Raw genomic sequence first — 23740 nt, 5'->3', positions numbered from 1 at the left:
CCGCCCGGTCCGGACCTCCCCTCTACAAGCCCGCGCAGGCCAGCGCGCGCTGGTAGGCGCCGACCGCGCCGTCCGCGTCGCCGAGCTGCTCCATGGTCTCCGCCGTGGCGTACCAGGTGGCGGCCGAGCGGCGGGAGTCGGGCAGCGGCGCGAGCCAGTCGCGCACGGCGGCGACGTGCTGGTCGGCCTCCGCGGTGCGCCCGACCGCGCCGTAGATCCGGCTCAGCAGCAGGTCGGCCTCGGCACCCAGGGCCAGCCCCGCGTGCGGGAGCAGGTTCTTGCCCGCCGTGGCGTGCTGGACGGCCTTGTCGAGCTCGCCGGTGATCGCCTCGGCGCGCGCCAGCTCGACCTGGACCCGGGCCCGCTCGATGGTGCTGGTGGAGGTCTGCTCGTGCTCGACCACGGCGCCACGCAGCACGTCGCGCGCGGCGACGGCCTCGTGCGGCCGGGCCTCGAGCCGCTTCTGGGTGAGCGCGAGCCGCATGATGGCGATGCTGCGCGGCTGCCCGTGCTCGAGCTGGACCGCCATGGCCCGCTCGGCGAAGGACAGGGCCTCCTCGCTGTGGCCGGTGGCGTAGGCGGTGTTGGAGGCCATCCAGTTGGCGGCCACGATCGACCTCGGCGTGCCCAGCGCGTCGGCGGCGTTGAGCAGCTCGGCGGCGAACTGGCGGGCGCGCAGCAGGTCGCCGCGCTCCATGTAGGCCGCCAGCAGGCTGCCGCCGAGCTCGACGAGCAGATCGTTCCAGGCCGGCCTGGCGGTGCCGCTGAGCATGCGCTCACCGACCTCCACCGCCTCCGTCAGCCGCTCGCTCTCGCGGTAGGCGCGGCACAGGTTGATGGCGACCTCGACGCGGCGCTCCGTGGACAGCTCCTCCTCGCGCAGCCGCAGCAGGATGGCGATCGCTCCGTCGAGGTCTCCGCTGGCCTGGGTGGCCAGCGCGAGCCCGAACTCGGTGTCTTGACGAAGAGAGGTCAACCCTGTCAGGTTATTGTTCGCCAGCAGCTCTTCGTAGCGCGTGCGGGCCTCGGAGACCTCGCCGTTCTCGAGCGCCAGGCGCGCGTAGCCGAGGGCGAGCTCGATGTCCTCCATCTGCTCGGCGGTGACGCCGTTGATCAGATAGGACAACGAGCAGTCGAGTTTCTGGGCCAGCAGCTCCAGGACGGCGGGGGTCGGGGTACGCTTGCCACTCTCGATCAAGGAGACGTAGCTGTCCGACAACTCGGGATGCGCCAGCTGTGCCTGTGACAGGCCGCGTTGTCGCCGAACCGTCTTAATGCGCAGTCCGACCAGGTCAGATGTGGTCACAGTCCATGCTCCCTGAGATGATGTCCGAGCAACCCCACATAGGCGAGGGAGAACCCCCATGCGAATGCGTATTGCCCTGTCTGCTCTAGCCGCCGCGCTTGCGGCCGCGGTGACCCTTGGAGGTAATGTTACGGCCGCAGGTGCCGACGCGTCTTCCCTCTCTTCTTCGTCTCAGGATCAAGCGCACTGCTGTTGAGGGAGTGCCCGGCAGGAGGGGGCACACGTCCTTGACCACCAGGGCACGAAACCGCACCGTGCCCCGCACACGAGACCATGGGCACGACGAGGCACCTCTCGTCCGCTGTGTGCCCCCTCTGCCCCGTACGACCTCCTAGTGTAGGCGGGGCTTTCTATATTCGGCCTACATTCCCCCGGCCCTTTTTCCGCGCCACCTGATCTGACTACGCTCCCTGTGAAGCTGTCCAGGGCGAATCGGGAGGCCGCGTGAGTGAGGGGATCTTCATCCGCCTTCTCGGGGCGGTCACCGGTGAGCGCCACGGCGAAGCCGGATCCGAGCCCATCGACCTCGGACCGGCCAGGCAGCAGGCCACCCTCGCCATCCTCGCCTCGGCCGGGGCGCGCCCCGTGCCGATGGACCGGCTGATCGCCGGCGTCTGGGGCGATGAGGCGCCGCGCAACGCCGAGCAGAGCGTCTACACCTACATCGCGGGCCTGCGCCGCGTCTTCGAGCCCGGCCGCAAGCGGCGCGAGCCGTCGCGATTGCTGGCGGGCACCTCCGCCGGATACATCCTGCGCCTGGAGCCCGGGCAGGTCGACGCGCTGTGCTTCGCCGAGCGGCTCGCGGCCGCCCGCGACGCGCAGCGCGACGGCGACGACCCCGAGGCGGTGCGCCTGCTCGGCGAGGCCCTGGAGATGTGGCGGGGCACGGCGCTGAGCGGGCTGCCGGGGCCGTTCGCGGACAAGGAACGCGCCCGCCTGGAGGAGTTACGGCCGGCGGCGCTCGAGCAGCGCGCGGAGAGCCTGCTGCGCCTGGGCCGCCAGCGGGAGATCACCGAGGAGCTGCGCGACCTCACCCGCCACCACCCCTTGCGCGAGCGGGCCCGCGAGCTGCTCATGACGGCCCTGTTCCGCTCGGGCCGCCAGGCCGAGGCGCTGGCGGTCTACGAAGAGGGCCGGACGGTGCTGGCCGAGGAGCTGGGCCTGTCGCCCGGCGAGGGCCTGCGCCGATGCCACGCGATGGTGCTGCGCGCCGACAGCCGGGCAGCCGACCAGGCAGACGGCGGACCCGGCGGCGGGACCGACAGCGGACCCGGCAGCAGGACCGACAGCGGACCCGGCGGCGGAGCCGGTGGTGCCGGGGCCGCGCGGCCGGCGGTGCCGCACGAGCTTCCCCGGCCGATGTCGGAGTTCGTGGGCAGGTCGCAGGAGCTCGTCCGGCTGCGGGAGCGGCTGATGCCCTGGGACGGCGCGCCCCCGCGCCCCCTGGTGATCATCACGGGCCCGGCGGGCGTGGGCAAGTCCGCGCTGGCCGCTCAGGTCGCCGGCCTCGCCAAGGAGCGCTTCCCCGACGGGCAGCTCTACGTCAACTGCCGCGGCGCCACGCCCGGCCTGCCCGCGCTGGGCGCGCTCGACGTGCTGGGGCGCTTCCTGCGCGGGCTCGGGGTGTCGCCCGACGCCGTGCCCGCCGAGCTGGACGAGGCGGCGGCCCTGTGGCGCAGCCGCCTGCACGACCGGCGGGTGCTGGTCCTCCTCGACGACGCCGCCGACCTGGCGCAGATCAGGCCGCTGCTGGCGACGCCGTACGGCAGCTCGGTGCTGGTGACCAGCCGCGAGACCATGACCTGGAGCGAGGACGCCTTCCAGCTCGAACTCGGCCGGATGTCCCAGGCGGAGTCGGCCACGATGCTGGCCAAGCTCGCGGGCGCGCGGCGGGTCGCGGCCGACGCGGCGGAGACCACCCGGCTCGTACGCCTGTGCGACGGCCTCCCGCTGGCCCTGCGCATCGCCGGGGCGCGCCTGGCCAGCCGCCCCGGCTGGAGCGTGGCGGCGCTGGCCGGCCGCCTGAGCGACGAGCGGCGGCGGCTGCACGAGCTCGCGGCCGGCGACCTGGCGGTCCGCTCCAGCCTGGCGTCCGGCTACACGGCGCTCGAACGCGGCTCACGCCCCCTCGACCGGCTGGCCGCCCGGATGCTGGCCCTGCTCGGCCGCCTGCACGTCCCCGAGGTGACGGCGGAGGCGGCGGGCGCGCTGCTCGGCACGGCGCCCGAGGAGGCCGAGCCGGCCTTGGAGCGGCTGGTGGACGCCCACCTGCTCGACCGCGCCGATGACGGGCGCTACGAGCTGCACGACCTCGTCCGCCTCTTCGCCGGCGAGCTGCGGCCGGAGGGCGCCAAGGAGGCGCTGGTGCGCGCGCTGCTGTACTTCACGGCCTCCGCGCGCCTGGCCAGTCAGGTCACGGACCCGCACCGCGTACAGCTCGGCAGGCCGGTGGAGGCGGTGCCGCACCGGGTCTCCGGCCAGGAGGAGGCGCACGCGTGGCTCGTGCGGGAGGAGCCGGTCCTGAACGCGGCGGCCCGCCAGGCGCTGTCCTCCTCCGACGACTCGGTCGCCGAGCTCGGCCTGAACCTCACCTTCACGCTTCTCTGGCATCAGCAGCGCGTCAACGGCATGGCGGCGATGGCCGAGCTGAACGCGATGGCCCTGCGGGTCAGCGAGCGGCTGGGCGACGAGCGGAGCGCCATGGTGGCGCACGGCGGCCTGTCGGCCTTCCTGCGCATGGCGATGCGCACGGACGAGGCCGTGGAGCACCTTCAGGCCGAGCTGGCGCTGGCCAGGAAGCTCGGCGACCTCTTCGAGGAGCAGAAGGCGCTGGGCAACCTGGCCGGCGCCTTCGTCACCGCGCGGCGTTTCGAGGAGGCGCTGCCCTGGGCCGAGCGCCAGCTCACGCTGGCCGGGAAGAGCGGCTTCGCCGTGGGCGAGCGGTTCGCCCTGCTCATCCGGGGCGCCGCGCTCATCGGCCTCGGGCGTCTGGAGCAGGCGCGCACGACTCTGCACGAGGCCCTGCGCAAGACCGAGGAGGCGGGTGACCTCGGCCAGGAGTCACAGGTCCGGTTCCACCTCGGCGAGCTCCACCTCGACCTCGACGAGCCGAACGAGGCCCTGCCGCACTTCCTGCGGTCCAGGGACCTGCTGGCGACGACGACCGGTTACGCGGTCGGACGGCTCCGCTGCGGGCTCGGGCTGGTGCGGACCTACCGGCTGCTGGGCCGCCTCGACGAGGCGCTGCACCACATCACCGAGGCCGTCGCGGCGGGCGGCGGGCTCGGCTACGCCCGCTGGGAGCGGCGGCTCCGGGAGGAGCAGGCGGCCGTGCACGAGGCGCTCGGGGCGAAGGTCGTGCACTCGGTGTGACCGGCTAGCGAGGGGTGCCGGTGTCTCTGAGCGCGAGGAAGAAGTCGACGCGGTCGGCCATCGTGGCCAGGTTCCGGCCGGTCAGCTCCTCGATCCGGCGTACGCGGTAGCGCACGGTGTTGACGTGCACGTGGAGCTGCTCGGCGCAGGCGTTCCACGAGCCCGCGCAGTCGAGGAAGACCCCGAGCGTGCGCACCAGCTCGGACTGGTGCCCGCGGTCGTAGTCGAGCAGCGGCGACAGCAGCCGGGCCGTGAACGAGCGGCGCACGTCGCCCGGCACCGTGGCCAGCAGCAGCGCGTGCGTGTAGATCTCGTCGCTGGTCACGACGCCGCCGCCGCGGACCTCGGCCAGGCGTCTGGCGTGCCCCGCCTCCTCGACCCCGCCCTTGACGGCGGCGGCCCCGGTGAGCGCGCCGCTGAGGCCGACGCAGACGCGGGTGTCGGGCAGCGCGGCGAGCACCTCGGCGCCCGCGCGCAACCGGTCGGCCAGCTCGCCGGTGGTGCGCTCGCGCAGCGGCACCACGGCGACCGCGCCGTCGGCCCCGGCCGCCGCGACGACCTCACGGCCGAGCAGCTCCTCCACGACCTGACCGCCGAGCGTGGCCGGGTCGGGGCCGCGGGTGGCGCCCGGCCGGAGGGCGGTGGCGTTGACGACCGCGTACGGCTCCGCCACGTCGACCCCGGACGTCCGCAGCCTGGCGTTCAGCTCGGCCACGTCGGCCTCCGCCAGCGCGGCCACGACGAGCTGCTCGGTCAGGCGGCGCTCGACCCGGCGGCCCTCCTCCAGGCGGCCGCGTTCGAGGCCCACGCAGGCGGCCAGCTCGTAGCCCAGGTCGGCCCGGCTGAGCAGCTCGCCGTCGCAGGCCAGCGCCCAGCCGGCGGCCCGATGGCCGCTCCCGACCGCGAAGATCGTGTGCTCGCCTACCCGGGCCGGCAGCCGGGGGGCCGTGAGGTAGGCCTTCGCCAGGCGTACGGGATCGTCGGCCGCGCCCATGAGCACCTCGCCGGCGGCGGACAGGACCGCGCCCGTGACGCCCAGCTCGGCGGCGGTCAGCTCGAACAGCCCGCGCAGGTCGACGCCCTCGGCGAGGGCGGCGACCAGCCGGCGGTGGCGGCCCAGCGCGTCGCGCACGTCGCCCGCCAGCCGGGGCACCACCAGCTCGGCCAGCGTGCGGAACGACACCTCGATCGGCACCTCGACCAGCGGCAGGCCGGCCGCCGCGCAGGCGGTCACCAGGTCGGCGGGCACGTGGCCCAGCCACGCCTGCCCGGCCCCCAGGGCCGCGACGCCGGCCTCGGCCAGCGCGGCCACGAACCTGGCCGAGTCTTCGGGCGTGTGCCACCACATCAGCCCCGTCAGCACCAGCTCGCCGCCGCTCAGGTAGCGGCCCGGCTCGGGCAGGTCGGTGATGTGCACGGTGCCGAACTCGCGGGCGGGGTCGCCGGTGAGCAGCGTCAGGCGCAGATCGTCGATGGCCAGCAGGTCGGAGATGCGCACTTGGAGGAATATACAAGCCCGATATGACAACCGCTGACCGGGATTTCACGTCGGGCGCATAGGACGGGCCGGGCCGCCGGTGCTCTACTCGGAAGATGACGGAGACCGCGGACACGACCCAGGGCCCGACTGCGGACACGACTGCGGACACGACTGCCGACACGACTGCCGACACTGCTGTGGGCACGACCGTGGGCACGACCCCGGGGCACGGCGTCGGAGAGAGCGCGCGGCGGCCCGACGCGACGCTGAAGGTGACCGGCGAGTTCGCCTACGCCTCCGACCTGTGGCTCGAGGGCATGGTGTGGGGCGTGACGCTGCGCAGCCCGCATCCGTCGGCGTGGATCCGCTCGATCGACGTGGGCCCGGCGCTGGCGATGCCGGGCGTGCTGACCGTGCTGACGCACGAGGACGTCCCCGGCGAGAAGTTCTACGGCCTCGACCACAAGGACCAGCCGGTGCTGGCCATCGACCAGGTCCGCTACCAGGGCGAGCCGGTGGCGCTGGTGGCGGCCGACCACCCGGAGACGGCCCGCAGGGCGGCCGCGGCCATCGTGGTCGAGTACGAGCCCCGCCAGGCCGTCACCGACCCCCGCCGGTCCCAGCACTTCGTCCGCCACCAGCCGGTACGCCGCGGCGACACCTTCGAGGCCGAGGTCGTCGTCACCGGCGAGTACGAGGTCGGCATGCAGGACCAGGCCTTCCTCGGCCCGGAGTCGGGCCTGGCGGTGCCGGCCGAGGACGGCGGGGTGGATTTGTACATCGCCACCCAGTGGCTGCACGTGGACCGCGACCAGCTCGCCCCCTGCCTGGGCCTGCCCCCCGACAAGGTACGCCTGACGCTGTCGGGCGTCGGCGGCGCGTTCGGCGCCCGCGAGGACCTGTCCATGCAGGTCCACGCCTGCATGCTGGCCCTGCGCCTCGACCGCCCCGTCAAGATCGTCTACGGGCGCGAGGAGTCGTTCTTCGGCCATGTGCACCGCCATCCGGCCTGGATGCGCTACGAGCACGGGGCCACCCGCGACGGTCGGCTCGTCTACGTCAAGGCCGACATCCTGCTGGACGGCGGCGCGTACTGCTCCTCCTCCCCCGCCGTCGTGGGCAACGCCGCGTCGCTGGGGGTGGGGCCGTACGAGGTGGACAACGTCCGTGTGGAGGCCACCGGCGTCTACACCAACAACCCGCCCTGCGGCGCGATGCGCGGCTTCGGCGCGGTGCAGGCCTGCTACGCCTACGAGTCGCAGATGGACCGCCTGGCCGAGGCGTGCGGCCTGTCCCCCGTGGAGATCCGCGTGCGCAACGCCGTCTCGCAGGGCTCCCACCTGATCACCGGCCAGGTCATCGACTCCCCCGCCCCGCTCGCGGAGATGCTGCGCGACCTGGAGGCCATGCCCCTGCCCGGCGGCGACCTCGACCGGGACCTGCGGGCGCTGCCCGGCGGCGTCTCCCAGACCACCCACGGCGAGTCCGTGCGCCGCGGCATCGGGTACGGCGTCGGCATCAAGAACATCTGCTTCTCCGAGGGCTTCGACGACTACTCCACGGCCCGTGTGCGGGCCGAGCTGGTGGCCGGGGAGCCGCACGTCACCGTGCACACGGCCGCGGCCGAGGTGGGCCAGGGCCTGGTGACGATCCAGGCCCAGATCGCGCGGACCGAGCTGGGCGTCGAGAACGTCACCGTGGCCACCGCCGACACCTCGGTCGGCTCGGCGGGCTCGACGTCGGCCTCCCGCCAGTCGTACGTCACCGGTGGCGCGGTCAAGGCCGCCTGCGAGGCCGTACGGGAGCGGTTCAAGGGGCTGCCCGCCCGGGAGGCGCTGGCGCGGTTCGGGCCGATCGAGGAGACGCGCGAATACCGGCACCGGCGCACCTACCCGCTCGACCCGCTCACCGGCCAGGGCGACTCGCACACGCAGCTCGCGCTGTGCGTGCACCGGGCCGTCGTGGACGTGGACGTGGAGCTGGGCCTGGTCAAGGTGGTCGAGCTGGCGGCCGTGCAGGACGTCGGGCGGATCATGAACCCGCAGGCGCTGGAGGGCCAGATCCACGGCGGCACCGCCCAGGGCCTCGGCCTGGCGCTCATGGAGGAGATCCAGATCCGCGACGGCCAGGTGCTGAACCCGTCGTTCACGGACTACCTGATCCCCACAATCCTCGACATGCCGCCCATGACGATGAAAATTCTGGAAAATCCAGACCCGTCGGCTCCGTACGGATTGCGCGGCGCCGGCGAGCCTCCCACGCTCTCCTCCACCCCCGCCATCGCCGCCGCCGTCAGAGCGGCTACCGGACTTCGGTTGACTCGCGTTCCGATTAGGCCGGAAGATATCGCCTTGTTCGACAGCGGAACGTTCGATGACCGTTCGACAAGGGGGATATCCGATGGCAAGCGCGCATGAAGCGGCCGAGGCGGAGTTCAGGCGCTTCGACACCGACGGCGACGGCCTGCTGACGGCCGAGGAGATCAGGAAGGCCAACGAGGCGCTGGGCGGGCAGGGCGCGTCCGAGAGCGAGATCGAGGCGTTCATCACCTCGGCCGACAGCGACGGCGACCACAAGATCAAGCTCGAGGAGTTCGTCGCCCTGGTCGGCCACGGACGGCACGAGAAGGCTTGATCCCCTCCCCGACGGGGTAGGCAACCCGGCATTCCCCCTGATCACGAGGGGGGAATGGCGGTGCTCGACAGGTTCTTCGAGCTGACCGGGCGGGAGACCACCGTCGGCCGCGAGGTGCGGGGCGGCCTCACCACCTTCGTGGCCATGGCCTACATCATCCTGCTCAACCCGATCATCCTGGCCGGCGCCAAGGACGTCACGGGCGCCCGGCTCACGATCGGCGAGCTGACCACCTCCACGGCACTGGCCGCGGCGATCTCCACGCTGCTGATGGCCTTCGTCGGCAACGCGCCCTTCGCCCTGGCCGCCGGGCTCGGCCTGAACGCCGTGGTCGCCTACCAGGCCGCCCCGCACATGACCTGGGCCCAGGCGATGGGCCTGGTGGTGCTGGAAGGCTTCGTGATCATCCTGCTCGCCGTGACGGGCCTGCGTACGCTGATCATGAACGCGATCCCGCTCGCGCTCAAGCACGCGATCAGCGTGGGGATCGGCCTGTTCATCGCCCTGATCGGGCTGGTGGACGCGGGCTTCGTCGCGCCGGGCACGGGCACGCCCGTGCAACTCGGCGCCACCGGCCACCTGGTGGGCTGGCCGGTCGCGGTGTTCTGCTTCGGCCTGCTCCTGATGATCCTCCTGTACGCCCGCAGGATCCCCGGCGCCATCCTCATCAGCATCGCCGTGACCGCGGTCCTGGCCATCCTGGTGAACTCCCTGGCCACCCTCGCCCCCGGCGCCTGGGGAGTGGTGACGCCCCGCGTCCCCGACTCGCTGGTCGCGGCGCCGGACTTCGGGCTGGTGGGCGGGTTCGACCTGTTCGGCGGGTTCGCCAGGGCGGGGGCGCTGACGGCGACCGTGGTGCTGTTCACGCTGGTGCTGTCCGGCTTCTTCGACGCGATGGGGACGATCATCGGCGTCAGCGACGAGGCCGGGCTCGTGGACGCGCAGGGCCGGGTGCCCCGGCTGGGCCGGATCCTGACCGTGGACGGCGTGGCGGGCATGGTGGGCGGCTCGGTGAGCTCCTCGGCCAACACCGTCTTCGTGGAGTCGGCCGCCGGGGTCGGGGAGGGCGCGCGTACCGGGCTGGCCAGCGTGGTGACCGGGGCGCTGCTGGCGCTGACGCTGCTGTTCACGCCGCTGGCGGCGGTGGTGCCCGCCGCGGCGGCGGCGCCCGCCCTGGTGCTGGTGGGGGCGCTGATGATGACGCAGAGCCGCAACGTGCCCTGGGACGACCTGGACCTGGCCGTGCCGGCGTTCCTGACGATCGCGCTGATGCCGTTCACGTACTCCATCACGAACGGGGTGGGCGCCGGTGTGATCGTCTACACGCTGATCAAGGCGGTCAAGGGGCGGTTCTCGGAGATCCCCTGGCTGCTCTGGGCGGTCTCGCTGGTCTTCCTGGCCTACTTCGGCATCGACTGGCTGGAGGAGCTGTTCGGCTAGGCACGCACGTCGCCGCGGGACGCTAGCGGATGTCGGCGCTGTTGCAGGCCACCCCGTTGTTGTCGACGTCGGTGTACCAGCCGTATTCCTCGTGCGTGCCCTTGTAGTAGGGCCCGTCGCCGGCCGCCACGGCCTCCTTGCAACTGGCGTAGCGCTTGTCGGGAGCCCCCTGGCCGCCGGGCCGGCCCGTGGGAGCGCCGGTGTTACCGGTGTTACCCGTGGTGCCGGTGTTGCCGGTCGGGTTCGGCTGCTGGTTCGTCGTGCCCGGCGGAGTCTGCTGGCCGCCGGGGGTGGCGGGCGGCTGGGCCGGGGTGTCGGTGCCGGTGGTGCCGGTCGGCCCCGTGGACGGGGTGCCGGAGCCGGGCGTGCCGCCCAGCAGGCGGGCCACGAGCGCGTCGGCTTCGTCCTTGGCGAAGCCGCTGATGCTCATGCTGTCGCCGTCCATGCTCTGCGTGACGATGGGCGCGGCCAGCACGGTCTTGGGCTGGTCGGGCTGCGGGGGCGCCAGCACGAGCGCCACCTGGCGCTGGTCGGGCACAAGCTCGTCGATGAGCTCGACCAGCCGCTCCTTGAACCTGGGCGCGATCGCGATGCGCACGGAGTATTGGCCGTTCTCGCTCACCGGCTCGATGCGCTGCACCTGGTCGACCGTGACGCCGTCGTCGAGCAGGTAGCAGGTGCGCTGCGCCGCGTCGAGCACGGCGGGGTCACCGGGGCACGGGGCCACCTTGGTCTCCCGCACGGGCGCGAAGTGAATGGGCACGGCCAGGCTCTGCAGCGGCTGGGCGCCTAACAGCGGCGTGTCGGGGCTCCTGGTCATGAGGACCGCGACCGTGCCGAGCACACCTGCGACGAGCACGACGAGGACGAGCGAGACGATCAACACGATCGTGGTGAGTCTGCTCGCCTTCGGCTCCCCCGGATCCGCGGGTGGCGGCTCTTCCGGCTTGTCCATCGATGACGATCCCATCCTGACGTTCGGGCTGCCGGTGAGCCTATCGAGGACAGGCCCCGGCGGGGTAATCAGCCGGAGAATCCTCACCTATCCGTGAGAGGCGAGGAAGAATGGAGGCAGGAGCACACCTTGCCGAGAAGAGTTGACACATGAAGGTCGGCGTCCCGCGAGAGGTCAAGAACAGCGAATATCGAGTGGCGCTGACCCCTGCCGGGGTCCACGAGTTCGTGCGCCACGGCCATCAGGTCTTCGTGGAGCGCGACGCGGGCGCCGGCTCAGCGATCCCCGACGCCGACTTCACCGCCGCCGGCGCCATCATGATCCCGGAGGCCGACGAGGTCTGGGCCGTGGCCGACCTGGTGATGAAGGTCAAGGAGCCGGTGGCCGAGGAATACCACCGGTTGCGCAAGGGGCAGGTGCTGTTCACCTACCTGCATCTGGCCGCCTCCGCCGCCTGCACGCGGGCGCTGCTCGACTCGGGTTGCACGGCGGTCGCCTACGAGACCGTCCAGGCCGCCGGCGGCGCGCTGCCCCTGCTCGCGCCGATGTCCGAGGTGGCGGGCCGGCTGGCGCCGCAGGTGGGCGCCTACCACCTGATGCGCTCGGAGGGCGGCAGGGGCGTGCTGATGGGCGGCGTGTCCGGGGTGCGTGCGGCGCACGTCGTCGTGATCGGGGCGGGGGTCTCCGGCATGAACGCGGCCGCCATCGCCCTCGGCATGCAGGCCGAGGTGCTGCTGCTCGACAACAACATCGACAAGCTGCGCCAGGCCGACATGATCTACCAGGGGCACTGCCAGACGGTCGCCTCGAACACGCTGGAGATCGAGCACGCGGTCCTGGAGGCGGACCTGGTCATCGGGGCGGTCCTGGTGCCCGGCGCCAAGGCTCCCGAGCTGGTGAGCAACGATCTGGTGAGCCGGATGAAGCCGGGCTCGGTGCTGGTGGACATCTCGATCGACCAGGGCGGCTGCTTCGAGGACTCCCGGCCGACCACGCATGAGCGGCCGACGTACCGGGTGCACGACTCGTTGTTCTACTGCGTGGCCAACATGCCGGGGGCCGTGCCGCACACCTCGACGTTCGCGCTGACGAACGTCACGCTCCCGTACGCGTTGGCCATCGCCGACCTGGGCTGGCAGCGCGCCATGCGCGCGGACCGGGCGCTCGCGCTCGGCCTGAACGCCCACGAGGGCCGGCTGACGAGCCGCCCGGTGGCCGAGGCGCACGGCCTGGAGTGGACGGCGCCGGCGGCCGTGGTGGGCTGAGCCGTTCGGCTAGGCATCCCCCAGCCGAGACGTTACGCTGAGTAGCGAACAGCTACTCGCTGTAATGATCGGAGTGGAGATGTCCCCAGAGAGCGCCGCCCGCAACTTCAAGGACCTGGACACCGACGGCGACGGCTTCCTGACCAGGTACGACTACATGGCGCTGGCCCAGCGGCGGCTGGAGCAGACCGGCGTGGGCACCGACACCCCCAAGGGTGAGGCCGTCGTCGACGCGTTCCTCAACGCCTGGGACACCCACGTCCGCGCCCTCGACACCGACCGCGACGGGCGGATCAGCGAGCACGAGTACATCCGCTCGTTCGAGACCCTGATCCTCACCGGCGCGCTCGACGAGGTGCTCACGCCCATCTCCCGGGCCACCTTCGACGTGGCCGACCACGACGGCGACGGCCGGATCACCGCCGAGGAGTTCAACGCGGTGTGGAGCCGCCCCGGCACCGACCTGGCCGCAGCCTTCTCCAGGGCGGACACAGACGGCGACGGGCTGATCTCCTTCGAGGAGTACGCCCGCGCCCGCCACGGCCTGCTCACCGGCGAAGCCTGACGGGGACACGCGTCAGGGCCCGGCGGGGAGCCGGGCCCTGCGGCCTGCTACTGCTACTGCTGGGACTGGCTGGGCGACGGGGAGAGCGTCTCCGTCGGCTGCTGCTGGCCCGTGGGCTCGGGCGGCAGCGGGGCCTGGTCCGCGGTGGTGGTGATCGCGTTCTCGCCGCCGCAGGTGGCGCCGGGCTCGGGGGTGTCAGGGCCGTTCTGGTAGCGCTTGATGAACGCCCCGAGCTTCGGGTCCTCCGGGTTGGTCAGCTTGAGCGAGTGTCCCCACGACGCCACCATGACCGGGGCCGGCAGGTTGGGGAACGGGCTCACCAGCATGTAGTCCTGCTGTCCCGTGGAGGACGCGATCTCCTTCAGCTTGTCCACCTGCGCCTTGGGGAGGTCGGGCCGGTAGGTGATCCAGACCGCGCCGTGCTCCAGCGAGTGCACCGCGTGCTCGCTGTGGATGGGCTTGTCGTAGACCGCGCACTGCTGCCAGTAGTTGTTGTGCTCACCGCCCACCGGCGGTGTCTCCTTGTACGTGACCTGCTTCCAGACGTGCTGGCCGGCGTCGTACTTCACACTGCTCACGGCGTCGAGCGAGGTCTGCTGGGCCTGCCTGACCAGGTAGAAGCCGACCACGCCGACGAGCACCACGATGATCAGCCCGCCCGTTCCCCACATGAGCAGCGCGGCGCGGCGTTGTTTGCGCTGCTGCTCGGCCCGCATCTTCTGCAGATGCTCGCGCCTCGCCTGCGCCTTCTCCTTCGTCATCGTTCCTCCATCGGCGAACCAACTCCGGGTCACCCTATGCCCTCCGGGCGTATGCGGAGAATAAGCGCGATATAAGCGTCCGATCACGACCCCGGCTCCAGGTGGCCCGCAGGTGGGCCCGCGGGTGGGCCCGCAGGTGGGTACGCTGGACGCGCCATGGAAAAACCCGCGAGGAAACCACTTCTCATCGTCTGCGGCGTGCTCGTGCTCGCCGTGGCCGCGTTCCTGTTGTTCGGCCGCGACGGCACGCCCGGCGACACCTCGCCGGAGGCCGGGTTCGCCCGTGACATGGCCACGCATCACGCGCAGGCCGTGGACATGGCGTTCATCATCAGGGACAAGGGCCCGGCGAAAGAGATCGCCAACCTGGCCTTCGACATCATCAACACCCAGGCCAACCAGCGCGGCATGTTCCAGGGCTGGCTGCAGCAGTGGGAGCTGAGCCAGGCGACCGACCAGCGGCCGATGGCCTGGATGGTCGGCCACGGGCACGGCGGCACGGTCAAGGCGCCCGGCCCCATGCCCGGCATGGCCACCCCGCAGGAGCTGACCAAGCTCAAGGAGGCGCAGGGCACGCCGGCCGAGGTGCTGTTCCTGCAGCTCATGATCCGCCACCACGAGGGCGGCGTGCAGATGGCCGAGGGCCTGCTCAAACTGTCCACCCGCACCGAGGTGGTCAGCATGGCGCAGAAGATCGTCACCGGGCAGAGCGGCGAGATCAAGCTCATGACGGAGCTGCTCGGGCACCGCGGCGCCCAGCCTCTTCCCTCGATTCTGAAGACCCAATAGAGCGATGGGCGCCGACGCGGTCGTCGTGGGCTCGGGGCCCAACGGGCTCGTCGCCGCCGTCACGCTCGCCCGCGCCGGGCGCAAGGTGCTGCTGCTGGAGGCGGCCGATCGGTTCGGGGGCGGGCTGCGCTCCGCCGAGCTGACGTTGCCGGGGCGGATCCACGACCTGGGCGCGACCGTGATGGCGATGGCCCTGGCCTCCCCGGCGTTCCGCGCGCTGGAGCTCAAAGGGGTGGAGTTCGCCCATCCGCCGGTGGCCGCGGCGCATCCGCTCGACGGCCGGCCCGCCGTGCTGGTGCACCGCGACGCGCGCCGCACCGCCGAGGAGCTCGGACGCGACGGGCGGGCCTGGCTGGCCACCGCGGGCGCGGCGGCCAGGGCCGGGCTCCCGCTGGTGGAGCTGCTGCTGCAGCCGCTGGGGCCGTGGAACGTGCCGCCGCGGACGTTTCTGCGGGCGGCCAGGTTCGGGCCGGCGGCGGCGCTGCCGGCCACGACGTTCGCCAGGCGGGCGTTGCGCACCGTGGAGGGGCGGGCGCTGATCGCGGGCATGGCCGCGCACTCGATGCTCGACCTGCGCGCCCCCATCACGGCCGGCTACGGCCTGCTGCTGGGCTCCCTGGCCCATCTGGTGGGCTGGCCGCTGGTGCGGGGCGGGTCGCAGGTGCTGGCCGACGCGCTCGTGTCGGAGCTGCGCTCGCTGGGCGGGGAGGCGGTCACCGGCCACCGCGTGCGCCGGCTGGCGGAGCTGGAGGCGCCGATCGTGGTGCTCGACGTGATGCCCAGGCAACTGGTCACGATGGCCGACCTGCCCGCGGGCTACCGGCGGGCGCTCGAGCGCTACCGCTACGGGCCGGGGGTGTTCAAGCTCGACTGGGCCCTCGACGGGCCGGTGCCGTGGCGGGATCCGGCGGTGGCCGGGGCGGGCACGGTGCACCTGGGCGGGACGCTGGAGGAGATCGTGCTCAGCGAGGCGGAGACGGCTGCGGGCAGGCACTCGCCCCGGCCGTACGTGCTGCTCGTCCAGCCCTACGCGGCCGACCCGACGCGGGGCGGGCACACGCTGTGGGCCTACTGCCACGTCCCCAACGGCTCGCGGGCCGACATGACCGACGCCATCGAGACCCAGATCGAGCGCTACGCGCCGGGCTTCCGCGACCGCGTGCTGGCCAGGCACGCGATGGGCCCGGCGGAGCTGGAGGCGGGCAACCCCAACCTGGTGGGCGGCGACATCGGGGGCGGGCTGGCGAGCCTGGGCCAGTTCGTCCGCCGCCCGGTCTGGTCCCCGGCGCCGTGGCGCACCCCGCTGCCGGGGGTGTTCCTGTGCTCGGCCGCGACGCCGCCGGGGCCGGGAGCACATGGGATGGGCGGCCGGCAGGCCGCCCGCCTGGCCCTGCGCTCCCGCTGAACCCCAGCCACCGCGCTCCTGTTCAAGCGGCTCCGGTTGAGGCGTCAGGAGCGCGCCGCGGCCATCTCCTCGGCGAGGGCGGCGGCGAAGGCGTCCACGTCCTCCTCGGTCGTGTCGAACGCGCACATCCACCGCACCTCCCCCGTGGCCTCGTTCCAGGTGTAGAACCGGAACCGCTTGCGCAGCCGCTCGGTCACGTCGGCGGGCAGGACGGCGAACACGGCGTTGGCCTCGACCGGCCGGGGCAGCTCCACGCCGGGGATGCCGCGCACGGCCTCGGCCAGCCGCCGTCCCATGGCGTTGGCCTGCCGCGCGTTGCGCAGCCACAGGTCGCCCGACAGCAGCGCCTCGAACTGCACCGACACGAACCGCATCTTCGACGAGAGCTGCATGAACGTCTTGCGGAGGTAGTCGATCCCGTGGGCGGCGTCCGGGTTGAGCACGACGACCGCCTCGCCGTACAGCAGGCCGATCTTGGTGCCGCCGAAGGAGAGGACGTCCACGCCCGCGTCGGTGGTCAGTGCCCGCAGCGGCACGTCCAGCGCGGCGGCGGCGTTGGTCAGGCGGGAGCCGTCGAGGTGGACGAGCAGGCCCAGGTCGTGGGCGTGCGCGCAGATCGCGGCGATCTCGGCGGGCGTGTAGAGGGTGCCCAGCTCGGTGGTGTTGGAGATGGACACCACCTTCGGCTGGGCCCGGTGCACGTCGCCGAAGCCCCACGCCTGCCGGTCGATCAGCGCGGGCGTGAGCTTGCCGTCGGGGGTGGGCACGGTCAGCAGCTTGATGCCGCCGGCCACCTCGGGCGCGCCGCCCTCGTCGGTGTGGATGTGGGCGCTCTCGGCGCAGATGACCGCCTCCCACGGGGCGGTCATGGCGCGCAGGGAGACGACGTTCGCGGCGGTGCCGTTGAACACCGGCCACGCGCGTGCGGACTCGCCGAAGTGCCGCTGGAAGACCTCCCGCAGAGCCTCGGTGTAGACGTCGTCGCCGTAGGAGGTCTGGTGGCCGCCGTTCGCCGTGGCGATGGCCTGGAGGATCTCGGGGTGCACACCGGCGTAGTTGTCGCTGGCGAACGCCTTGAGGAGGGGGTCGTGCCGGGGAATCAAGAAGTGAGGTCCAATCTGGTGCCGTTGATCTCTGCCGCCGGGCGGTCGTAGAGGCCGCCGATGGCCGCCGCCAGGTCGTTGACGTCGGTGAAGCCGGGGAAGCGCGCCTCGGGCCTGCCGGCCCGCATGGCGTCGTTCACCAGGGCCTTGACCACGAGGATGGTCGCCGCGCTGCCGGTGTCCTTGAGGGCGTCGGCGAGCGCGAGCGTCCACGCCTCCGCCGCCGCCTTGGCCGCCGCGTAGACGGCGCCCCCGGCGGTGGGCTGCCCGGCGGCCTTGGCCGAGACGATGACGAAGCGGCCGTCGGCGCTGCGCCGCAAGAGCGGCTCGAACGCCAGCGACACGTGCTGGAGGGTGCGGATCAGCAGGTCGTGCAGGAGGTCCCAGTCCTCGAGGCTGGTCTCGGCGAACGAGTCGGACCCCCGCCAGCCGCCGACCAGGTGCACCACGCCGTCCACACGGCCGTGCTCGCGCTCGATCCGGTCCGCCAGGCCCTGTACGGCGGCGCGGTCGAGCAGGTCGACGTCTTCCTTGTCGACACCGATCACAGTGTGACCGTTTTTCCGAAAATATCCGGACACAGCCTCACCCGTGGGCCCGCCGGCCCCGGTAACCAGAATGATCATGCTCGGAGTCCCTTAGTCGATTCGACCACATCGGTCAGCTTACGGCGCAGTGCCTCGTAGAACATGCTCAGCGGGAACTCGTCCGGCAGCACCGCGTCCACCTTGGCCTTCTGCTCCTCCGGCAGCGCCTGGACCCCCTTGGCCCAGACCGAGGCCGGGTGCGGGGCCACGTACGAACCCACCAGCTCGTGCGCCGCCAGCCAGTGCGCCAGCTTGGACCTGTCGATGCTGTCGCGGTACAGCTTCTCGACCGCGCCGCGCAGATCGGCCACCCCGTCCGCGACCCGCTCCCAGTCGATCATGAGCCGGTTGTCGGTCCACCGGACGATGTCGTTGCGGTGCAGGTAGGCGAAGAGCAGTTGCCCGCCGAGCCCGTCGTAGTTCCGCACCCGCTCACCGGTGATCGGGAACCTGAACAGCCGGTCGAACAGGATCGCGTGCTGCACGTAGCGGGCGTGCGGCACCCCCTGCGCCTCCAGCTTCACCGCCTCGCCGAACGCGGTCAGGTCACAGCGCAGCTCCTCCAGCGAGTACAGCCAGTACGGCATCCGCTGCTTGATCATGAACGGGTCGAACGGCAGGTCGCCATGGCTGTGCGTGCGGTCGTGCACCAGGTCCCACAGCACGAACGTGTCCTGCGCCAGCCGCTGCGACTCCAGCAGCCGGTCGGCGTCCGGCGGCAGGACCAGCTTCAGCGTCTCGACGGCCGCCCTGGACACCCGCCTGAACCTGGCGGCCTCGCGGTCGGCGAAGATCCCACCCCAGGTGAAGCGCTCGGGCGCCCGGCGCACCGCGACGGTCTCGGGGAACAGCACAGCCGAGTGCGTGTCGTAGCCGGAGGTGAAGTCCTCGAACGCGATCGGCACGAACATCGGGTTGTCGTAGCCGCCCGCCTCGAGCCGGGCCAGCCAGTCCGGCCAGATCGTCCGGATCCAGACGGCTTCCAGGTTGCGGTTCGGGTTGCCGTTCTGCGTGTACATGGGGAACACCACGACGTGCTCCAGGCCGTCCTGGCGCTGGGTGTCGGGGTGGAACAGCTCCAGGGAGCCGAGGAAGTCGGGCACGCCGAGGTCCTGGCCGGCCCACGTGGCGAGGTCGTCCTGAACGGCCTGGAGGTAGGCGGCGTCATGCGGGAAATATCCCGAAATGTCGCCCACCCGCGCCGCGATCTCCCCGACCAGCCCCTTGGCCAGCTCCTTGCCCTCTTCCGGCACCGAGCCGTCCTTGACCTGCAGCGGCCTGAGCTCCTCCACCGCCGCCTTCAACCGGCCGAACAGCTCCGCCTTGGCCGCATCACGGGTTCCGGCGCCGTCGCCGGCCTCGGGGACGCGGGCCGCCCAGGTGATCACGTTGCCCCAGAGGGCGCGGTGGTCGTAGTCCTCGATGGAGTCGTCGCCGAACAGGTCGGAGTCGGCGAACACGGCCACGCGCCCCCGGCCGTGCCGGACCGTGACGGCCAGCGGCGCGCCCGCCGGGTCGGCCGCCGCCGACGTCCTGAACAGCACCTCCGCGCCTTCCGCCGCAAGGGTCCCGGAGCGGTAGAAGCAGGCCGCCCGCACCCCGGCCAGCACCCCGGAGTCGGTGGAACGTTCCCCCAGGACCCAGGTGGCCACGCCCCGGTGCGCGTGCCCCGGGTCGCGCACGGTGCCGTGGACGACCCGCACCCCGAACCGGCCGAGCAGGTCGGCCAGGTTGTTGCCGTACTTGTCCTGCTCCTCCTCGGCCAGCACCACGAGCCCGCCGCCGCCGGCCACGAAGCCCTGGATCGCGTCCAGCTCGGCGGCGGCGAAGACCGGGCTGCCCTGCCCGGTCGTGCGCTCCCACCGCTCCCCCGACGGGTGCGCGATCACCAGGACGTCCTGCTCCGCCAGCGTCCCGGCGTCAAGGGGGCCCGTCGTGTGGACGGTGACCGTGTGCCCCAGGTGCCGCAGCAGCCCGGCCGCGCGGGCGTAGCTGTTGTCGTCGGGGTGGGCCGGGTTGATGGCCTCGGCCACCTCACGCCGGACGGTCCACGACTCGCTGTGGGCCTCGTCGAACAGCACCCGAGGGAAGGATTGCATGAAGAATCTCCTGTATCTACCGCCTTATAACGGAAAATATACACATGAGTACGGCGTGCCTCACCAAACCCTTCCGCATGGTGAGACACTCAGCCGGCGCCGGGCCGGACGACACCGGTCTCGTACGCGAAGACCACGGCCTGCGCCCGGTCGCGCAGCGACAGCTTCATCAGCACCCGCGCCACGTGCGTCTTGACCGTGGCCTCCCCGACGTACAGGTCCTTGGCGATCTCCGCGTTGGTGAGACCGCGCGCCAGCAGGCGCAGCACCTCCAGCTCGCGCGGCGTCAGCTCGGCGAGCGCGGGCGCCGGCCTGGGCTCGGCGCGGCCGGCGAACGTGGCGATCACCCGGCTGGTCACGGCCGGGTCGAGCAGCGCGTCGCCGGAGTGCACCACCCTGATCGCCTCGAGGAGCTGCTCGGGCGGCGACACCTTCAGCAGGAACCCGCTGGTGCCGGCGCGCAGCGCGGCGTAGAGGTTCTCGTCGGTGTCGAACGTCGTGAGCGTGATGACCTTGGGCGGCGACGGGGTGTCGAGCAGTTCCCTGGCCGCGGACAGGCCGTCGAGCCGGGGCATCGAGATGTCCATCAGGACGATGTCCGGCCGGGTACGCCTGGCCACGGCGATGGCCTCACGCCCGTCGGCCGCCTCGCCGACCACTTCCATGCCGGGGTCGCTGTCGACGACCATGCGCAGCCCGGCCCTGACCATCGCCTGGTCGTCGGCGATGACGATTCGAATGCCCACACCGCGGAGGGTAGACCGCCCGCCCCCGCCTTGAACACCCAGGTCAAGCCGGGCACAAGTGAGTCACAAGTCACGAGACATGGACGCTCTGCCTGATGCGGGTCTGGGTGGCGTCGTCGCAGGTGGCCTTGGCGCAGAAGTACATGATCAGCATGGTCTTGGGCCGGCGTTCGATCACGTAGCTGACGAAGCCCAGCCTGGTGCCGCTGGCGGGGTCGTGCAGGGCGCCGTCGAACCGGGTGGCGGGGCTGTTGCCCGCCTGGTCCTGCACGGGTTTGCCGAGGTCGACCTGGCCGGGCAGCAGGACCTCCATCTTGCCCTTCATCTGCTCGGAGGTGCCGCCGGCCTCGAGGGTGTCGGAGACCTGGACGTACACGCCGGAGGCGGCTTCGGGGTCGTCGGCGACGATCTGCGAGATCGCCGACCAGTCGGCGCCCGGCCCGGCGACGAACAGGGACTCGAACTCGGTGGCGTGCGGCGAGACCACCGCGAACAGGTCCTGGTGGGTGCGTACGGTCCAGTCGCCCGGATGGTCGAACGTGAGCGGCGCGGCGGCGCTGGTCTTGTAGCGGGCCCAGGTGTCGTCGCGGTGGTTCATGACGATGAACGCGACCAGCGCGAGCGCCGCGACGGCGGCGACGAGCGTGGCGGCCACGATCGGGATCCGCCCCGGCCGGGCCCGCTGGGCGGAGGCCCGCGGCGGCTGACCGGGGCCCGTGGGCGCCGCAGCGAAGGCGCTGGGCGGCTGCGTGTGGGGGCCGGCGAGCTGCGGCACCTGGTGCGGGCCCGAGTGGGGGCTGGTGGTCGGGCGCGGGACCAGGTGCGGCCCCGAGGAGCGCACGCCCAGGTTCGGGGCCGGGTGGGGACCTGAGCTCGGGCCGCCGTACAGGTCGGGCTGGGGCCCGCTGATCGCGTCGCGCAGCGCGGTCACGAACTCGGTGCAGGTCGCGTAGCGCTGCTCGGGGGTCTTGGCCAGCGCGCGCATCATCACGGCGTCGATCTGGGGCGGCAGTTCGGGCCTGATCTGCGACAGGGGCGTGGGCTGCTCGGCCAGGTGCGCCCAGAGCAGCGCGATGTCGTTCTCCCGCTGGAAGGGCAGGCGCGCCGACAGCGCCTCGTAGACGACGCAGGCCAGCGCGTACTGGTCGCAGCGGCCGTCGATGTGCTCCTTGTTGATCTGCTCGGGCGACATGTAGCGGGGGGTGCCGATGAACTGGTCGGTCTGCGTCAGCCCGGAGATCGACGAGCGGTGCTTGGTGATGCCGAAGTCGGTGAGGTAGACGTGGCCGTCGGCCAGCAGGATGTTGGCCGGCTTGACGTCCCGGTGGATCAGGTCGTGGGCGTGGGCGGCGTCGAGCGCGGCGGCCACCTGGGCGAAGATCTGGTTCGCCTGGGCGATCGGCAGCGGCCCGCGGTCGTAGATGAGGCGGCGCAGGTCGAGGCCGTCGACGTAGCGCATCGCGATGTAGAGCACGCCGTCGGCGTCGGCGTTCGCCTCGTAGATCGGGATGATGTTGGGGTGCTCGATGCTGGCGACGGTCCTGGACTCGAGGATGAACCGCTGCCTGAACCGGTCGTCGACGCTGAGCACCGGGTTGAGGATCTTCAGCGCCACCCGGCGGCTCAGCCGGGGGTCGAGCGCCAGGTAGACGACGGCCATGCCGCCCTTGCCGACGATGTCCTCGATGTAGTAACCGGCCACCTCCTGGCCGATGAGGGATCTTTCGTTCAATGGCATCACGTCTCGCTGGGGTGGCCGCAGTAGCCGCAGAAGCGGTGCGCCGGTCCGAGCCTCATGCCGCACGAGGTGCAGTATTTGATCGCCGGATCCGGCGCCGTCATCACCTGTTGCTGTTGCGGGACCACTTGGAACGACTGGGATCGCCGTACGACCACGGTCTGGTTGGCGCCGTCGTCGATCGGTGGGCCGGCCGCCAGTGGCTGTGGCGGCTCCGTCGGTTTTTCAGGAGTGCGGCGACGCCACAACAGATACGCTCCACCGCCGGCCGCCATGAAAAGCGCCACCGCCGCCAGGACGAACGGCCACAGCGGCGTGGACGATCCGGCCGGCTCGCTCGCCACCTTCTTCGTGCCCTGGTCCTCCGGCCCGCCCCGTTTGGCGAGCGAGGTCTTCAGCAGCGCCGCGGCCACCACGTTGCCCGGATAGAGCTCCAGCACGCGCTGGAAACCGGGGGCGGACTCGGTGTAGTACTTCGTGTGGTAGCGGGTCAGCGCCGCCTCGAACGCCGTGTCGATCGCGCCTCTGCGCGGCACCACCTTGGCGGCGGCCAGGATGCCGGTGATCTCCCTGACCCCGATCATCTTGCCTTCCTTGCCGCCTCCGACCAGCAGGCCGATGACGTGGCCGTCCTTGTCGCCGATCACCGGCGCGCCGACCAGGCCCTTGTCGGCCAGGCCGCCCAGCTTGACCGGCTCGTCGATACGCTTCTTGGGGTCCTTCTCCGGGTCGGCGAACGGCCGGCCGCCCGCGCCCGCCCCGCCGCCCTTGGCCAGGTGGGCGATCTCGACCGTGTGGGCGACGTTCGGGCCCGGCCGGCCCAGGAAGCCGGCCACGTTGGTGGGCGCGCCCTCCTGCTCGGGCACCTTGTCGGCGAGCGGCGCGGTCGGCATGCCGACGCTGCCCGCCGCCGGGGCCAGCGGCACCAGCACGGCGGGGCTGTCGGGGTCGGGGCCGGCCTTGATGCACTTGACCTTGAAGCCGTCGGCGCTGGGCGGTGAGACGTTGGGGAAGGCGGTGATCTCGGTGGTCACGTTGATGATGCAGGTGGCGGTGCTGGTCTTGGGCGGGTAGCACGCCTGCAGGTGACGGTTGAGCAGGTCGTCGGAGAGCTTGTGCTTCTTGTAGTCGGCCGGGATCTTGACCTTGTGGTGCTCGGCGAAGATCTTGTTGGCCGCGTAGACGGCCGCGTCGTTGGGGTTCACGGCCAGGCGTCTGAGCGCCACCATCGTGCCGTCGGGGCTGACGACGGTCCCCGTGCCCGCGGCGAACGGGACGTCGTAGGACCGCTCCACATGTTTGAGCTCGCTGACATGATCGAGCAGGGTGATCTCCACGTGGGACACGGACTCCACCCGCACCACGGCCGGGCTCACCAGGTCGGTGATCCCGCTCGGGTGCTCATGGGCCGCGACCGGCATCGCGGTCAGCGTCAGTGCCACCGCGACGCCAACGGCAAGAGCTGTGAGGCGCGCCATCTCTCCGCTCCAAACGC

18 protein-coding genes are annotated in these 23740 nt (G+C 72.0%); 8 read left to right on the top strand and 10 right to left on the bottom strand.

The features are described from left to right. Positions 1-22 precede the first annotated feature (22 nt). Positions 23-1306, bottom strand: coding sequence for a helix-turn-helix domain-containing protein (locus AB0I15_RS06475; RefSeq protein ID WP_358091063.1), 1284 nt, complete (start codon positions 1304-1306; stop codon positions 23-25). A gap of 444 nt (positions 1307-1750) precedes the next feature. Here AB0I15_RS06475 and AB0I15_RS06470 point away from each other — a divergent pair, with 444 nt between their 5' ends. Next, a complete protein-coding gene (locus AB0I15_RS06470; protein ID WP_358091061.1) occupies positions 1751-4678 on the top strand; it encodes a BTAD domain-containing putative transcriptional regulator in 2928 nt (975 codons plus the stop codon). 4 nt (positions 4679-4682) lie between these two features. Here the strand turns inward: AB0I15_RS06470 and AB0I15_RS06465 are convergent, their stop codons facing one another. Continuing rightward, positions 4683-6176: a helix-turn-helix domain-containing protein gene (locus tag AB0I15_RS06465; protein WP_358091059.1), complete on the bottom strand. Its 1494-nt coding sequence runs from the start codon at positions 6174-6176 to the stop codon at positions 4683-4685. A gap of 95 nt (positions 6177-6271) precedes the next feature. Here AB0I15_RS06465 and AB0I15_RS06460 point away from each other — a divergent pair, with 95 nt between their 5' ends. The 3 genes from AB0I15_RS06460 to AB0I15_RS06450 are packed head-to-tail and all read left to right on the top strand — an operon-like array spanning position 6272 to position 10232. Next, a complete protein-coding gene (locus AB0I15_RS06460) occupies positions 6272-8575 on the top strand; it encodes a molybdopterin cofactor-binding domain-containing protein (protein WP_358091058.1) in 2304 nt (767 codons plus the stop codon). Further along, positions 8559-8792 (top strand): EF-hand domain-containing protein, encoded by a 234-nt coding sequence (locus AB0I15_RS06455; protein WP_358091056.1) that lies wholly within the window; start codon positions 8559-8561, stop codon positions 8790-8792. Before AB0I15_RS06460 ends, AB0I15_RS06455 begins: the two co-directional genes overlap by 17 nt. A 54-nt stretch (positions 8793-8846) precedes the next feature. After that, positions 8847-10232, top strand: a complete 1386-nt coding sequence (locus AB0I15_RS06450; protein ID WP_358091054.1) for an NCS2 family permease — start codon at positions 8847-8849, stop codon at positions 10230-10232. A gap of 22 nt (positions 10233-10254) precedes the next feature. Here the strand turns inward: AB0I15_RS06450 and AB0I15_RS06445 are convergent, their stop codons facing one another. After that, positions 10255-11187, bottom strand: a complete 933-nt coding sequence (locus AB0I15_RS06445; RefSeq protein WP_358091052.1) for an excalibur calcium-binding domain-containing protein — start codon at positions 11185-11187, stop codon at positions 10255-10257. Between the two features lie 149 nt (positions 11188-11336). On the opposite strand from AB0I15_RS06445, the gene ald reads away from it, so the two are divergent. Both ald and AB0I15_RS06435 read left to right on the top strand, forming a co-directional pair. Continuing rightward, complete coding sequence (gene ald / locus AB0I15_RS06440; protein ID WP_358091050.1) at positions 11337-12452, top strand: alanine dehydrogenase; 1116 nt, start codon at positions 11337-11339, stop codon at positions 12450-12452. Positions 12453-12531: 79 nt separating this feature from the next. After that, positions 12532-13017 carry an EF-hand domain-containing protein gene (locus AB0I15_RS06435; protein ID WP_358091048.1) on the top strand — a complete coding sequence of 162 codons (486 nt, stop codon included), beginning with the start codon at positions 12532-12534 and terminating at the stop codon, positions 13015-13017. 53 nt (positions 13018-13070) lie between these two features. Here AB0I15_RS06435 and AB0I15_RS06430 read toward each other — a convergent pair whose 3' ends face one another. Then, positions 13071-13778, bottom strand: a complete 708-nt coding sequence (locus AB0I15_RS06430) for a DUF3105 domain-containing protein (protein WP_358091047.1) — start codon at positions 13776-13778, stop codon at positions 13071-13073. Positions 13779-13934: 156 nt separating this feature from the next. Between AB0I15_RS06430 and AB0I15_RS06425 the strand changes: the two genes are divergently transcribed. Both AB0I15_RS06425 and AB0I15_RS06420 read left to right on the top strand, forming a co-directional pair. After that, on the top strand, positions 13935-14567 hold the full coding sequence (locus AB0I15_RS06425) for a DUF305 domain-containing protein (RefSeq protein WP_358091045.1): 633 nt from the start codon (positions 13935-13937) through the stop codon (positions 14565-14567). A 4-nt stretch (positions 14568-14571) separates the two neighbouring features. Next, positions 14572-15972, top strand: a complete 1401-nt coding sequence (locus AB0I15_RS06420) for an NAD(P)/FAD-dependent oxidoreductase (protein WP_358091044.1) — start codon at positions 14572-14574, stop codon at positions 15970-15972. 44 nt (positions 15973-16016) lie between these two features. On the opposite strand, the gene AB0I15_RS06415 is transcribed toward AB0I15_RS06420, so the two are convergent. The 6 genes from AB0I15_RS06415 to AB0I15_RS06390 all read right to left on the bottom strand — a co-directional run bounded on the left by AB0I15_RS06415 (position 16017) and on the right by AB0I15_RS06390 (position 23723). Next, positions 16017-17075, bottom strand: a complete 1059-nt coding sequence (locus AB0I15_RS06415) for a low specificity L-threonine aldolase (protein WP_358091042.1) — start codon at positions 17073-17075, stop codon at positions 16017-16019. Continuing rightward, the gene (locus tag AB0I15_RS06410; RefSeq protein ID WP_358091040.1) at positions 17072-17701 is read right to left on the bottom strand and encodes an SDR family NAD(P)-dependent oxidoreductase; all 630 of its coding nucleotides are present in this window, start codon (positions 17699-17701) and stop codon (positions 17072-17074) included. Before AB0I15_RS06410 ends, AB0I15_RS06415 begins: the two co-directional genes overlap by 4 nt. Beyond that, on the bottom strand, positions 17698-19761 hold the full coding sequence (locus tag AB0I15_RS06405) for a DUF6421 family protein (RefSeq protein ID WP_358091038.1): 2064 nt from the start codon (positions 19759-19761) through the stop codon (positions 17698-17700). Before AB0I15_RS06405 ends, AB0I15_RS06410 begins: the two co-directional genes overlap by 4 nt. A gap of 89 nt (positions 19762-19850) precedes the next feature. Further along, positions 19851-20507 carry a response regulator transcription factor gene (locus AB0I15_RS06400; protein WP_358091036.1) on the bottom strand — a complete coding sequence of 219 codons (657 nt, stop codon included), beginning with the start codon at positions 20505-20507 and terminating at the stop codon, positions 19851-19853. Between the two features lie 70 nt (positions 20508-20577). Further along, on the bottom strand, positions 20578-22245 hold the full coding sequence (locus AB0I15_RS06395) for a protein kinase (protein ID WP_358091034.1): 1668 nt from the start codon (positions 22243-22245) through the stop codon (positions 20578-20580). Next, the gene (locus AB0I15_RS06390) at positions 22245-23723 is read right to left on the bottom strand and encodes a hypothetical protein (protein WP_358091032.1); all 1479 of its coding nucleotides are present in this window, start codon (positions 23721-23723) and stop codon (positions 22245-22247) included. The genes AB0I15_RS06395 and AB0I15_RS06390 overlap by 1 nt, the downstream gene beginning before the upstream one ends. Positions 23724-23740 lie beyond the last annotated feature (17 nt).

Source organism: Nonomuraea sp. NPDC050643 (genome assembly GCF_040654715.1).
Lineage (GTDB): Bacteria > Actinomycetota > Actinomycetes > Streptosporangiales > Streptosporangiaceae > Nonomuraea.
Note: the sequence above shows the minus strand (reverse complement) of the source record. Positions and strands in the feature narration are given on the sequence as shown.

Coding starts and splice junctions, on each gene's coding strand:
- AB0I15_RS06460 (WP_358091058.1), top strand. CDS start 6,272: ATGACGGAGACCGCGGACACGACCCAGGGCCCGACTGCGGACACGACT.
- AB0I15_RS06455 (WP_358091056.1), top strand. CDS start 8,559: ATGGCAAGCGCGCATGAAGCGGCCGAGGCGGAGTTCAGGCGCTTCGAC.
- AB0I15_RS06450 (WP_358091054.1), top strand. CDS start 8,847: ATGGCGGTGCTCGACAGGTTCTTCGAGCTGACCGGGCGGGAGACCACC.
- AB0I15_RS06445 (WP_358091052.1), bottom strand. CDS start 11,187: ATGGACAAGCCGGAAGAGCCGCCACCCGCGGATCCGGGGGAGCCGAAG.
- ald (WP_358091050.1), top strand. CDS start 11,337: ATGAAGGTCGGCGTCCCGCGAGAGGTCAAGAACAGCGAATATCGAGTG.
- AB0I15_RS06435 (WP_358091048.1), top strand. CDS start 12,532: ATGTCCCCAGAGAGCGCCGCCCGCAACTTCAAGGACCTGGACACCGAC.
- AB0I15_RS06430 (WP_358091047.1), bottom strand. CDS start 13,778: ATGACGAAGGAGAAGGCGCAGGCGAGGCGCGAGCATCTGCAGAAGATG.
- AB0I15_RS06425 (WP_358091045.1), top strand. CDS start 13,935: ATGGAAAAACCCGCGAGGAAACCACTTCTCATCGTCTGCGGCGTGCTC.
- AB0I15_RS06420 (WP_358091044.1), top strand. CDS start 14,572: ATGGGCGCCGACGCGGTCGTCGTGGGCTCGGGGCCCAACGGGCTCGTC.
- AB0I15_RS06410 (WP_358091040.1), bottom strand. CDS start 17,701: ATGATCATTCTGGTTACCGGGGCCGGCGGGCCCACGGGTGAGGCTGTG.
- AB0I15_RS06405 (WP_358091038.1), bottom strand. CDS start 19,761: ATGCAATCCTTCCCTCGGGTGCTGTTCGACGAGGCCCACAGCGAGTCG.
- AB0I15_RS06395 (WP_358091034.1), bottom strand. CDS start 22,245: ATGCCATTGAACGAAAGATCCCTCATCGGCCAGGAGGTGGCCGGTTAC.
- AB0I15_RS06390 (WP_358091032.1), bottom strand. CDS start 23,723: ATGGCGCGCCTCACAGCTCTTGCCGTTGGCGTCGCGGTGGCACTGACG.